The organism is Streptomyces avidinii, from assembly GCF_045161815.1.
Lineage (GTDB): Bacteria > Actinomycetota > Actinomycetes > Streptomycetales > Streptomycetaceae > Streptomyces > Streptomyces avidinii.
In genome coordinates this window covers 995,363-1,007,895 of sequence record NZ_CP108863.1, presented here as the reverse complement: position 1 = coordinate 1,007,895, position 12,533 = coordinate 995,363, and the positions used below count along the sequence as shown (strand labels likewise).

The following is a 12,533-nucleotide window of genomic DNA, read 5'->3' as shown; positions in this document are numbered from 1 at the left end:
GTTGACCCGGACGGCCCGGTTGACCCTGGAGGCCCGCTCCGGGCCGCTGCCCGCCGGTCACGAGGTACCCCCGACGACTTCCGCCTTTCCGGCGGGGTCCGCCTCCGGGCCGGTGGCGGCGACCGGTTCGCGTGGCTGTCTCACGCCCGCCAGGGCGAGCAGTCCGGCGACGGCGGTCACCACACCGCACAGCAGCCAGAAGCCGCTGCCGAGCTGGGTCCAGAGCCACACGCCGAAGAGCGGCGCGAGGGCGCCGGCCGCGCCGCCCACCGCCTGCATCGTGCCGATGTAACGGGCCTTCACCGCCTGGGGGAAGGTCGCCGGGTGGGCGAACATGCTCGGGGCGGCGATCATGATCCCCGCCACGACCAGCACCGCGCCCGCGATGGTGAACGCACCGGACCGGGAGGACAGTCCGTAGACGGCGAGACCGAGGGCCTCCACCAGGTGGCCGGTGATCACGCGGACGTGTTTCGGCAGTCTGCTGAGATACGCCGTGATCTTGAGCTCGCACGTGATGAGCACGACGGACGACACCGTGAGCACCGTGCTGTAGAAGCTGGTCGGGTAGTGGTCGGCGGCGAGCTCCAGCGGCAGGGCGATATGGCCCTGGGCGTAGGTGAGCGAGCCGAGCAGGACGGCGGCCAGATAGTAGAGGTACTTCCGGTCGCGCAGCATCGCGGCGTACCCCGAGGCCGTGCGCCCGGCCGGCTCGGCGGTCGCGGTCGCCGTCGCCGGCGCAGCCGCGGACGCAGCCGTTTCGTCGGCCGGTGCCTTCCCCACCTCGGCCCCGCTCCCGGCCTCCTCCTGGACGGGCCTGCGCGGCAGCAGGACGAAGGCCAGCAGGGCGTAGACCAGCGCGGTACCGCCGTCGATCCAGAACAGCAGGTCCCAGTCGACCAGGATCAGCCCGGCGGCTATCAGCGGAGCCAGGGCGGCGCCGACGTTCAGCGCGATGCGCATCATCGAGAACGCCATGACCTGGTACCGGTCCGGCATCAGGTCACTCAGCATCACCGCCGCCGCCGGCCGGTAGGCCTGGGTGAACAGGCCCGCGAGCCCGACGACGACGAGCAGCGGCCACAGCGCACCCGGCCCGCTCGACCAGGAGATCGCCGCCACCAGCGGGGCCGAGCCCGCCATCGCCGTCACGATCGTGGCCCGGGGACCGAACCGCTGCGTGAACTCGCCGCCCAGCATCGTGCCGAAGATCGAGCCCGCGCTGTAGGCGACCAGGGCCAGCCCCGCGGCGGCGACCGACATCCCGCGAAAGGTCAGGTACAGGACGAGGAACGTCTGGACGAACGCGCCGAGCTGGTTGATCAACACGCCGCCGAGGAGATAACGCACCGGCGTCGGGGTCGCCTTCAGCGCCTCGAACACACCGATCGGAGTGTCCTCCTCCGTCTTCTTCATGCCGCTCCCTTCATCAAGGCATCGACGATCCGCCCCGCGACGAGCGGAGCCTGACTGAAACCGGAGCCGCCGCAGGCCGGCCGCGACCACACGGCGGGACCCACCCGGGCCAGTACCGCGCCACCCGTGTCCGCGGCGGTCGCGTAGTGGCACTCCTTCACCGCCGCCACGGCGTAGCGCTCCAGGCCGGACAGCGGCGCCGCCTCGGCCAGCCGGGCCACCCAGGGCGCGTGGTCCTGCGCCGCTCCGTCCGCGGTGCTGCTCACTTCCCGGGACACGGTGTCGGAGCTGATCTTCAGGAGCGCGCCGCCGCCGGGGGGCATCACCCAGGCCCGCCCGTCCGCGCCGAGGCCGCCCGCGGCGGGGGCCGTACCCCACCACCGCGCCGCGTCCGCGGGCGGCCGCAGGTAGACCATGGTCTGGCGGTGCAGTACCACCGGATGTCCGACCAGGTCCCGGGTCCACGGACCGGCCGCCACCAGCACCAGGTCGGCGCCGAGCTTCTCGCCCCCGCTCAGCAGCACGTGCGCGGAGTCCACGTCGACCCCTGCGACCGGGCTGTACGGCCGCACGGTCACCGCTGGATGCGCGGCGAGCCACCGGGCCGCGGCCCGCAGCACCCGGTCCGCCAGCAGGACCCCGCCGTCGGCCTCCAGCACCGCCGCCGAGCCGGTGGGCCACCGCAGGTGCGGCAGGCGCTCCGGGTCGACCGTCCGTACGGGCACACCCGCGGCGGCGCCGGCCGCGCGCACCCGGGCCAACCGCTCCCGGGGCACGGCCGTGACCACCCCCACGCGGCGGTAGAAACCCGCGCCCAGCAGGGTCTCCAGAGCCAGCCACCGCCGGTGGGCGGAGATCATCCGCCCGGTGGCGTCCGCATCGTCCGCGCTGAGGGTGCGAATGACCCGGTGGTGATCGGACGAACTCGACTTCGGGTTGGGGACCGGGCCCCGCTCCAGCAGGGTCACCCGGTGACCCGAACGCGCGCATTCCACCGCGGTCAGCAGCCCGGTGACGCCCGCTCCCACGACGATCACCCGGCGGGAGGGGACCGCCGCCCTCACGGCCCCGTCTCCGCCAGCCGCGGCAACCGTACGGGCGTGACCCGCGTGGCGTCCGGCCGCGCGGGGACCGAGCGGTCCGGCAGTGCCTCCTCGGCCAGATCGATCAGGACCGGGGCCGCGCAGCGCAGGAACACCTCCACCTCGTGGCAGAAGTCGCCCGCGTCCGCGGGACCCACCTCCCACCGGTCGAGCCGCGCCAGTTGCTCGGACAGGGTGAAGGCCACGGAGGTCAGGCTGAACCGGCGCACGTCGTAGGCGGCGGCGAATCGTTCCAGCATGCGCCCGGCCGCCGCTCTGGACGACTCGGACACCGGCAGCGGCCCGCGGCCCGTCCACGCGGCGACCTTGTCCGCCACCCGGTTCCAGGGCTGTACCAGCCGGGTGCCGGTCACGTGTTCCAGGGCCGCGCGATTGAAGTTGGTGCGCTGGAAGTCCGGTCCGGTCGCGGCGAGATAGAAACGGATGAGGTCCCTCGGCACCTCGGCGGCCAGTTCCCGCCCCGTGACCACATGCCCGCGGCTCGTGGAGAACTTGTCGTGATCCAGCTCGTAGAACTCGTTCGTGACGAAGTGCTCGGGCAGCGTGTAACCACCCAGCGCCAGCAGCATGGCCGCCCCCACCACCGCGAAGGCGAAACCGGCGTCGGAGCCGAAGAAGTACGCCACCTGCGTGCCGGCGTCGGAGAACCACAGCTCGTCGTCGGCCGCGAGTACCGCCCCACGCTGCTCGGCCGCGAGCGCGGTGCAGTGCATGCTCCAGGCGATGGTCTCGGCATCCGCGTAGATCACCTGCCCTGCGACTTCGGGGAAGGGGGCGGGGATGCCCCAGGCGATCGGCTGGGTGAGGGGATAGTCCGGGAGCGGCCGGGACAGGATCTCCTCGATCATCTGGGCCAGGCGCGGCCGCATCGTCGCACCGATCCCGGCGAAGTACGCGACGAGCGCCTCGCGATGGTCCTCGAGCGGCAGCACCAGGACCTGCTGCTCCCGCAGTTCGACCGGATCGTCGGGGTGCAGGGTCGAGCGCGGTGAGATCAGGTCGGCCGACGCGATCCAGTGCCCGCAGTTCTCGCACAGCCCTGCGCAGCCTTCGGCGAGGCACACCGGGCAGCCACCGCGTACGTAGGCGTCGGTGAGGTACTCGCCCGTGCGCGGCGCGTACGGGAACGTGACGCCCTGGAGCCGGAGCTTGCCCCTGCTGTGCAGGCGTTCGAAGAAGTGCCGAACCGTCTTCACGTACCGGTCGCCGAACCGGACGAAGCCGTCCGGCTCGATACCGACGGCCGCCAGGGTCTGCTCGACCTGTACGGCCGAGCGGGTGCGCAGGTCCTCGGGCGGTACGCCCAGCCTGCGGGCGGTGGTCACGATGTAGTTCTGCGTGAAGTGCACGCCCGTGCCGAACAGTACGTCCTGCCCGGCGGAACGCGCGTACCTCGCACACACGTCCGCTGCAAGGAAGGGGCCGGCGAGGTGGCCGAGGTGCAGATCACCGTTCGCGGTCGGGCCGGGGGCGATCACCAACGTCCGCTTCATCAAGCCCTCCCGGTGGCGGTGGTGGTGGTCGTGGTGGGGGGTGTGTCGGCGCGGCGGGTGAGGAGGTCGGTGAGGATGTCGTGTGAGCGGTGGGCGAGGACGCTGATGAGGGAGTCGGCGATGCCGTGGGTTTCTTCGTTGACGCCTTGGAGGTAGATGGCGCCCCAGGCGGATTCGCCGAGGTCGACGCGGTAGTTGCGGCTGACGGTGACGTCGTCCAGGCCGACCCGTGCCGCGAGTTCCCGTACGAGGGCGGGCTTGCGGGGGTCGAAGCCGGTGCCCAGCACCACCAGGTCGCACCGGAGCGGCTCGATCTTGCCGCTCAACCGGTCCCGGAGGTCGAGCACCACCTCGTCACCGTCGAGGCGGGCGCCCGCCACTTCGGTCATCGCCCGGACGCTCGACCGCTCGGGGCCGAGCATCTTCTCCCGGTAGATCATCGTGTAGAGCTCGTCGAGGAACGGTGGCGCGACGCCCGCGTAGTTCGTGAACCGCATCCCGTCCAGGAGCTGGGATCGGACCTCGGCCGGGCTGTCGTAGAACTCGTCGACGAAGGACGGGAAGAACAGCTCGTTGACGAACTTGCTGGACTGGTAGTTCTGCAGTCCCATCGACCGGACCACCATCGTCACCCGGCTCGACGGCAGGTTCTCGCGCAGGGCGAAGAACATCTCCGCGGCGCTCTGCGCGCCGCCGATCACCACGGCCCGGACGGGCTGGTCCTTCGGTATCTGCGTGATCCGGGTCCGGTACTGCGCGCTGTGGATCAAGCGGTCGGCGGGCAGGCCCGAGAGGACCTCGGGGACGCGGGGGTCGCGGCCGCCGCCGATGACCAGGTCGCGGCAGCGGACGGTGTCGCCGTCGGTGAGCCGCACGTCCCAGCCGGACAGGGCGCCGTCGTTCGTGTGGACGGGGTCGATCCGGGCGGCGCGGGCGTCGTAGCGGATCCGCACCCGTTCGAGGGAGGCGGCGACCCATTGGAGGTAGTCGGAGAACTCCCAGCGGAAGGGGTGGAAGGTCCCCAGGTTCACGAACTCGTCCAACCGGCCCTGTGCGTGCAGGAAGTTGAGGAAGGAGAACCTGCTGGTGGGATTGCGCAGCGTGACGAGGTCCTTGAGGAAGGACACCTGGCTGCGCGCCCACGGCATCAGCAGGTCCCGCTGCCACTTGATGTCCGGCCCCTGCTCCAGCAGCAGTGTGCCGTCCGCCAACGCGTCGGATCCGGACTCCTCGATGGCCACCGCCAACGCCAGATTCGCCGGACCCGCACCGATCGCCAGAACAGCAACCTCCCGATCAGCCACACTTCCCCCTCGAACACAGAGATCCGACTCGCGGACAAGCAGTAGCGAGGCTAGATTTCCGCCGTTCCCGATCGATAGGGGAACTTGTCCCGTCGACTGGGGAATCTGGGGCGGGGGAACACCGCGGGACCGGGGAAGCGGTCGGGGCCGGCTGCTTGCTGCTCGCTGCTCGCCGGTGGCCGATAGGTCCAAACGGAGGGCGCGGGGCCACCTCTTCGGGGGAACCGGGCGGTCCGACCCAGGCCGAGAGGCCGTCAGCTGCCGAAGGAAAGGGCGACGGCCCCGCTCGGGGCCGTGCGGTGCTCCGGCACCGTTGTGCGGTTACAAGGAGAAGTCACGTGTCGCGTGTTCTGAAGAGTGCGGGTCTCGCTCTGGTGCTGGGCCTGGCGGTCATCGGCGGTGCGTCGTCGGCGTCGGCGGACGCCACCGCGGAGGGCATCGCGGCCGGCTCGCCCGGTGTGCTTTCGGGCAACCTGATCCAGATCCCGATTCACGTTCCGATCAACGTGTGCGGCAACAGCATCAACGTGATCGGCGCGCTCAACCCGGCCGCCGGCAACACCTGCATCAACGTCTGAGACTCGTGAACAGCGGCTCGTCCCGGCCGGAGGCTCGACCGGGACGAGCCCGCACGCGTCACCGCCCTCAGGGCCGCGTGTCGCGCTGTGCGTGGCGTGCGGCGAACACGGCCGGGTCCGGCCCTGGTGGGCCTTGTCGCGGTCCGGCTCGATGACTCCCTCGGCCGCCAGCCGCTCCAGCACCCCGTAGAACGTCCCGATACGCAGCTGCACCTGCCCCTCGGATTTCGGTCGGCCGGTCAGTCGGCCGGTCGCCGGGTCAGGGACCTCCACGACGAGGCCCTCCCACCGGCAGGACATCCGCAGCAGCCAGGCGCCCTCGTGTGGCGGACGGCATTGCCCAGCAGCTCGCTGCTCAGGAGGGAACGGTAGAGGCCGGCCGAGGGGGAGTACAACAGCTTCCCAGCCACCGGACCCGTCCGGCCATCGGCATTTCGGCTGACCCGGCCCACGTGCGAGGCTGGTCCCGCACCCGGGAGGAGACCACACGATGCACACGCCGAGCCGGCCCGAAGACCTCGAACACCCCGAACTGCTCTGGGCCAGGGCGGTGACCATGGCCATGGTGGACACCGCGTGTTCGACCAGCACCGAGTTCGCACTCGACGACGACGGCCTGTGGTGCCACAGCACCGGCGCCGACGGCTGGTGGCGGCTGACCGTACTCGACGGGGGACGCGCGGTGTTCTGCGGGCAGGACCCCGACGGCAGCCACACCCACGTCGGCGGCGAGCAGATCGATTTCCTCGCGGGCGGCCCCGACTGGCTGCCCTGGGAACTCCTGCGGGACGATGCCGCCGGCAACCTCTTCGGCTTCGTCTACTGGTGGGAGGACGGCGCCTGGCACCGGATCCCCTACCCGGACGAGGTGCGGGAGGACGGACTGGAGGGCGCCGCGGCCTGGGTCGGCGCGGACGAGGAGGAATACCTCGGACTGACCGTGTCCTCGTTCGACGTTCCGCGCCAGACGGAACGCAGCCTGATCGAGGCCGTCGCCCGGTTCGGGGCGCTTGCGCGGGAACGCAAGGCCGACGCGGCCGCCGTGGCGGCCCTGTTGGCGGCGGCCCACACCGAAGGCCGGCCGGCCCCGCGTCTCGACGCGGCCCTCGACTTCGCCACGCGCGCGGGCATCCTCGCGTAGGACGACGCCGGGCGCCGAGGCGGAGCACGGCAGGGCCGGAGCCCGTCCGCAGCGGTGGACACGGTGTACGAGCCGCACTCGGCTTCCAGCAGTGGGCGGCCGACGGGACTGTGCCGGGCTGCTGCCGTCGGGATCCGTTGCCCGGGGACGGCGGTACGAGCGCCGGCGCCGAGGGCCTTCCGGGCGTCCCCGGTTCCCGGCCGGGGAGGGGGCCGGGGACACGGGGTGTCCGGGTGCCGTACGGATCCGGGCGGCAGCCCGTCGTGCGGGCGAGCCTGCCGCATGACGCCTGGGGGAAGGGCGGCATGCGGCGGGGCCCGCTCCGGAAGCACTCCACCGCGAGGTGTTCGCTTCCGTATCCACGCGTCTGACCCGGTTTCCCACCCGTAAACGCGTTCTCCTCACGGAGTTCTGAAGAACTGAGAAGACGTCAGGGTCCGCCGTCCTCCCGCGGAGCGCCGACGGCCGGAGCCCACACATCGTGGCGACCGGCCATCCGGCCGTCTGATCGGGCGGCTCCTCAACCTCGGCGTCAGGAAGTACTCTCGCGAGCGTGGTCGAACACGATGCCCTCAGTACCACCCGCGAGGCCTACGACGCTGCTGCGCCCACCTATGCACAACTGTTCCGCGACAGCCTGCGTGACAGCCCCCTGGACCGTGCGATGTTGGGTGTCTTCGCCGAGGCCGTTCGTACGAGTGGGGTCGGCCGGGTCGCGGACCTGGGGTGCGGGCCCGGCCATGTCACCGCCCATCTTGATGAGCTGGGGCTGGCTGCGTACGGTGTCGACGTCTCGCCCGCGATGATCGAGTCGGCTCGACAGGCCTATCCGGGCCTTCGGTTCGACGTGGGCTCCATGGCCGCGTTGAACATCGCTGACAGCGTGCTGGGCGGCGTCCTTTCACGGTGGTCCATCATCCACACTCCGCCCCATGAACTCCCTTTCGTCCTCACGGAGTTCCATCGTGTGCTGGCACCTGGCGGCCACCTTCTGGTCGGTTTCTCGGCGAGCGATGGCCCGGCTCACCCGACGCAGGCCTTCGACCACACGGTCGCGCCGGCCTATCGCTGGTCGCCAGATCACTTCGCCGCGTTGCTGCGCAGGTCCGGCTTGGCCGAGGTGGCCCGGATGGTCCGCGAGCCGCAGCCCACCGACCGACGGCAGTTCCAGGAGATTCACCTGCTCGCACGCAAAGCCTCGTGATCAGGGCCGTACTGTCACGCTGCGCCCGCATGCGGACCGGGGCCCCGGGTAGGCGCGCCGCACAGTCCACCAGGGAAGAAGGTGCCATGAGCCCCGACCGACGACCCGACCTGCCGGCCCCCGTCCCGGAGAGCGAGGACCCGGTCACCCCCGACCTGCCCCCGCTCGGCCAAGCCGCGCCCGACCTGCCCGGGAGCGGCGCTGCGGACGAAGCGGCCCCCGAAGGCCGCCGCCTGGCGGAGGACACACGGGATCAGGAGTGCCCGGACGACGACGCGGCCGTGTCCCCTCCCGAGCCCCCGGACTAGGCCGTCTCTTCCGGATCTTGCCGGGCCCGCGACGCCCGGCACCGCACCCGGCCGCGTTGTCGGGGCGCCCGAGTACGTCCAGTACACGGGCGCCCCTCCGCCTTGCCGGGCACGGCACCGGACGCCGCGGACTCGGCCGACAAGATCCGAAAGAGACGGCCTAGTGCCGCATCAGACAACGTTCGCCCTGTAGTACCACTGGAAAACTCCTCGAACAGTCTCCCCGACGCGGCCGAGGATGGTCCCTTTCTGGCCTCTGATGGGTGCTTGGGCGGACACGGGGTCGGGGTCTGGAGGGGTTCCCTCCCTGCCTTCTCCGGGGGCCGTAACAGTCCACTCCAGCCGTCGTGATATGCCGCCTGACCTGGCCTTTCATGCCCGTCGTTCCTATCATTGGTCTCGGTCGAAAGGGGGGCCGGATGGACCGGACCGTACGCACCGTCGAGGACGTTCTCGCACTATTGGACGGGCTCTTCACCTCTGAATCCGAGGCCGGCCGCTTGGCGACGGGCGACGGAAAGGGCTTCTGGGACCGCTTCTATGCCGACCGGTCAAGGCCGGTCCCGTTCTTCGTGTCCAAGCCGGACGAGAACCTGGCCGCCTATCTCGACCAGGGCCTGATCGCTCCCGGTCGGGTCCTGGACCTGGGGTGCGGGCCGGGCCGGAATGCTCTGTACCTCGCATCGCGCGGCTTCGAGGTGGACGCCGTCGACCTCTCTCCCGTTGCCGTCGCCTGGAGCGAGGACCGGGCCCACGAGGCTGGAGTCGACATCCGCTTCCTGTGCGGTGACGCTTTCGCCCTCCCCGTCACCGAGTTGAGCGGCCCGTACGACCTGGTCGTCGACTCAGGGTGCTTCCACCACCTACCGCCGCACCGCCGCGTCAGCTACCTGGCCCTCCTCGACCGCGTCCTCGCGCCTGGCGGCCATCTCGCACTCACCTGCTTCGCCGCCGGCGAGGCGGGAACGGGGTCGGAACTCGCCGACGCCGACCTCTACCGTGAACGCGAGTTGCAGGGCGGCCTCGCCTACACACCCGAATCGCTGCGCTGGATCTTCTCTGACCTGGTAGAGGTCGAACTGCGCCGCATGCGTGAGGAACCGCCCGAGTCAGCACTGTTCGGCGTGACATTCCTGTGGACCGCGTTGTTCCGTCGGGGCGCGGCTGCGTCAGGCGACGCTCGCCCTGTTCACGACCCCGCGTAGGCGCTCGTCCTGGACATGCTTGTTCCGCCAGACGATGTTGCGGCGGATCACGCTTCCCTGCTCCTTGTGGCTGGCGTGGTCGGTGCCGTCGAGGTGAAGTAGCGCAGGGCGGTGAACTGGGCCTCGATGCGGTTCAGCCATGAGGAGTTGGTCGGGGTGCAGGCGATCTCGACGTTGTTGGCATCGGCCCAGTCCGCGACCCGGCGGCACCGCTTCGTGGTCAGGTGCGGCGAGTAGTTGTCGCACACGATCGCGATGCGCTTCCCGATGGGGTGCAGGGAGCGCAAAAGGAACGACGCCTCGAAACCACCGCCCCGACGAGGAACTCGGCCGCTCCCCGGGGCGGCCTGGCCTGCAAGATCCACCTCGCCGGCGAAGGGCGGCTGCCGCCCGCTCGCCCTGCTGGTCTCCCCGGGCCATTGGGGCGATGCACCCCAGTTCACCGAAGTGCTCGCCCGGATCCTTGTCGCCCGACCCGGCGGCGGACACCCCCGCACCAGGCCGGACCACGTCAGCGGCGACAAGGCGTACAGCTCACGCCGCAACCACAGCCACCGGGCACACGATCCAGAGCCCAGGGACCAGCGGGCCGACCGCAAACGCGCGGCAGCGAGGGCAGCCGGCTCACCGGCTTCGGCAGCGCGCTCTACAAGCGCCGCAGCGAACTCGAACGGACCGTCAACCGGCTCAAACACCACCGGGCCGTCACCACCCGCTGCGACAAACGTGCCTACGTATTCCAGGGGACCGTCGTCGCCGCCTCGATCCGCCTCTGGCTCCGCCCGTGATCCGCCGAATGGCTACTTGCCCGAGCCCGCAGCCGAGGGTGGTACCTCAAGGACGAAGAAGAGGAAGCAGGGTTTGGTCGAAAGGGCGTGGAAGTCGTCGGGGAACAGCTCACGGGCGGCTGGGTCGGGTTGCGGCTCGCTCATGACGGAAAGGCGGAAGCCGGCGGTGGTGAAGGCCTCGGTCATCGCGTGCAGCGGCTTGCGCCAGAACCTCATCGGGGCGGACTGCCTGTTGAACGTCCAGTCGAAGGTATAGCTGGTGGTCGCGAAGTAGTCGGGCCGGGGATCCTTGATCGTGTAGGCCACGAAAGGGTGGTCCACCGACGCGATCAGTCGGCCGCCGGGCCTGATCACTCGCCGCAACTCGGCCAGTGTCGGCCCCCAGTCCTCGAGGTAGTGCAGCACCAGCGACGCGACCACGTCGTCGAACGCACCATCGTCGAACGGCAGGGGGTCGTTCAGGTCGACCGTGTGCAGGGCGACGTCATCGCCCAGCCGCCGTCTCGCCAACGCCAGCATCCCGGCGCTGGCGTCGATGCCGGTGACGACCGCGCCGCGGTCACGAAGCGCGGCGGACAGCGGGCCCGAACCGCAACCGGCGTCCAGGACCTGACGGCCGGCCACGTCTCCGGCGAGGGCCAGCATCGCGGGCCGCTCGTAGTACGCGTTCACCAGGCTGTTCTCGTTCTCCGCCGAGTACGCCTCAGCGAAACTGTCGTAGTCATTCGGCAGGACCGGGTCTGCGGGCTGGGGGAGACCTTCTGGCAGGTTGGCTAAGCGTTCCATCGTCGCAGCCTAGTAGTCACATGATCCGCCGGACAGGCCTTAGCGAGCGTGAGCCGGCTGCGGCCGCCACCCGGACCTACCGTGGCGGCGGGACCGGGTCCACGAACAACCCTTCGACGCCCGCTCACCTCCCTGGAGCTGTTCCACACTGTCTTCGTCCTCCTGAACGAGGAGGTACTTCAACGGAAAACTTGGTCCCACGCCACGTGATCTGCGATGCGCACCCAACCCTCGAACCCACGAGTGACCTTCGCGCCTGCGATACGGACCCTCCTCCCGGACCGGGCGAGGCGATGGGCGCTGGAGGGAGCAGCGGCCGGGGCATGTTGACGATCAGTCAGTACCGGATGGGCGGTGCTAGCCCACCCGGCCCTCACGGCCCGTGATCTCCTGCGGGTCGCGGATCATGAGGGGGAGGGTGCCGTCGTTGGCGAGGGAGGTGGCGCGATCGATGATCGACTGGTTCGAGGTGTGGAGATGGAAGCCCAGCTTGCCCCACGCGAAGACGTCCGCCGAGTGGACGTGGACCTGGTAGGGGACGGGTGCGAGGCCGCGGCGGAGGAGGTCGCAGTTGAGGGCCTCCTGGCCTTCGTTCGCCGCGAACTGGCTCGTGCGGACCCAGCCGATCGGCCGGTCCGCCGGGCCGGGCTGAGGTGCCGCGACCCGCAGGGCGTCCAGCTGGTCCCGGATCGAGGGGAAGTGGCGGAGCGTCACCGGTTCCGGCAGAGCCGCGTCGAGACGGGTGCGGAGCTTGTCGAAATGATCGCCCCCGAAGAGGAACACGATCGCCCGGCCCTTCTGCCCGGCAGGCAGCCGGTTCAGATGCTCGACGAGCTGCGCGATCACCGTGTCGTCGCGCTTGGAGTCGCCGGAGGCGAGACCCGGGGTCGATTCCACCACCATGTTCGGCGCCGACGGGATGGGGCTGATGCCCCGTTCGACGACGAGCGTGACCTTGGGGTGCGAGGACAGCCGCCGGATGATCTCGTCGCGCCGGTCACTGTCGTACCGCGTGTTGTGGTGGGTCTCCGTCACGAACACCACGAGCCGCTCGCCGGCGGGTGCGCCGTGCAGGGCGAGCGCGCTCACGTCCTCGATGTCCACCTGGATGATCCAGTTGGTGGGGTGGTCGATCGTCTGCTGGATGGGCATGCCCCTGCGCTCCATTTCCTCGGATCCGGTGCGTCGTGCATGACGTTCCGGGGCC

Annotated in this window: 11 protein-coding genes and 2 pseudogenes; 6 read left to right on the top strand and 7 right to left on the bottom strand. The window is 70.5% G+C overall.

Annotation, left to right across the window (positions count from 1 at the left end; genetic code table 11):
- Positions 1-57: 57 nt before the first annotated feature.
- The 4 genes from OG373_RS04650 to OG373_RS04635 are packed head-to-tail and all read right to left on the bottom strand — an operon-like array spanning position 58 to position 5,316.
- Positions 58-1,416, bottom strand: coding sequence for an MFS transporter (locus OG373_RS04650; RefSeq protein WP_405436039.1), 1,359 nt, complete (start codon positions 1,414-1,416; stop codon positions 58-60).
- The gene (locus OG373_RS04645) at positions 1,413-2,480 is read right to left on the bottom strand and encodes an NAD(P)/FAD-dependent oxidoreductase (RefSeq protein ID WP_405436037.1); all 1,068 of its coding nucleotides are present in this window, start codon (positions 2,478-2,480) and stop codon (positions 1,413-1,415) included. Before OG373_RS04645 ends, OG373_RS04650 begins: the two co-directional genes overlap by 4 nt.
- A complete protein-coding gene (locus OG373_RS04640) occupies positions 2,477-4,012 on the bottom strand; it encodes a class I tRNA ligase family protein (protein ID WP_405436036.1) in 1,536 nt (511 codons plus the stop codon). Before OG373_RS04640 ends, OG373_RS04645 begins: the two co-directional genes overlap by 4 nt.
- A complete protein-coding gene (locus OG373_RS04635; RefSeq protein WP_405436034.1) occupies positions 4,012-5,316 on the bottom strand; it encodes a lysine N(6)-hydroxylase/L-ornithine N(5)-oxygenase family protein in 1,305 nt (434 codons plus the stop codon). The genes OG373_RS04640 and OG373_RS04635 overlap by 1 nt, the downstream gene beginning before the upstream one ends.
- Before the next feature lie 338 nt (positions 5,317-5,654).
- On the opposite strand from OG373_RS04635, the gene OG373_RS04630 reads away from it, so the two are divergent.
- The 5 genes from OG373_RS04630 (at position 5,655) to OG373_RS04610 (ending at position 9,752) form a co-directional block, all read left to right on the top strand.
- Positions 5,655-5,894, top strand: coding sequence for a chaplin (locus OG373_RS04630; protein WP_189966006.1), 240 nt, complete (start codon positions 5,655-5,657; stop codon positions 5,892-5,894).
- A 490-nt stretch (positions 5,895-6,384) separates the two neighbouring features.
- Positions 6,385-7,035 (top strand): hypothetical protein, encoded by a 651-nt coding sequence (locus OG373_RS04625; protein WP_405436032.1) that lies wholly within the window; start codon positions 6,385-6,387, stop codon positions 7,033-7,035.
- A 553-nt stretch (positions 7,036-7,588) separates the two neighbouring features.
- Entirely contained in the window at positions 7,589-8,239 is a 651-nt protein-coding gene (locus OG373_RS04620; RefSeq protein WP_405436030.1) for a class I SAM-dependent methyltransferase, read from the top strand.
- A gap of 86 nt (positions 8,240-8,325) precedes the next feature.
- Entirely contained in the window at positions 8,326-8,547 is a 222-nt protein-coding gene (locus OG373_RS04615) for a hypothetical protein (protein ID WP_405436028.1), read from the top strand.
- 419 nt (positions 8,548-8,966) lie between these two features.
- Positions 8,967-9,752 carry a class I SAM-dependent methyltransferase gene (locus OG373_RS04610; RefSeq protein WP_405436027.1) on the top strand — a complete coding sequence of 262 codons (786 nt, stop codon included), beginning with the start codon at positions 8,967-8,969 and terminating at the stop codon, positions 9,750-9,752.
- Here OG373_RS04610 and OG373_RS04605 read toward each other — a convergent pair.
- Positions 9,717-10,039, bottom strand: a pseudogene (locus tag OG373_RS04605) (transposase); the annotation flags it as partial. The gene OG373_RS04610 and the pseudogene OG373_RS04605 overlap by 36 nt on opposite strands.
- On the opposite strand from OG373_RS04605, the pseudogene OG373_RS04600 reads away from it, so the two are divergent.
- A pseudogene (locus tag OG373_RS04600) lies at positions 9,958-10,540 on the top strand (IS5 family transposase); the annotation flags it as partial. The pseudogenes OG373_RS04605 and OG373_RS04600 overlap by 82 nt on opposite strands.
- A gap of 12 nt (positions 10,541-10,552) precedes the next feature.
- Here OG373_RS04600 and OG373_RS04595 read toward each other — a convergent pair.
- On the bottom strand, positions 10,553-11,326 hold the full coding sequence (locus OG373_RS04595; protein WP_405436025.1) for a class I SAM-dependent methyltransferase: 774 nt from the start codon (positions 11,324-11,326) through the stop codon (positions 10,553-10,555).
- A gap of 357 nt (positions 11,327-11,683) precedes the next feature.
- Positions 11,684-12,478 (bottom strand): hypothetical protein, encoded by a 795-nt coding sequence (locus OG373_RS04590; protein ID WP_405436023.1) that lies wholly within the window; start codon positions 12,476-12,478, stop codon positions 11,684-11,686.
- Between the last annotated feature and the right edge of the window lie 55 nt (positions 12,479-12,533).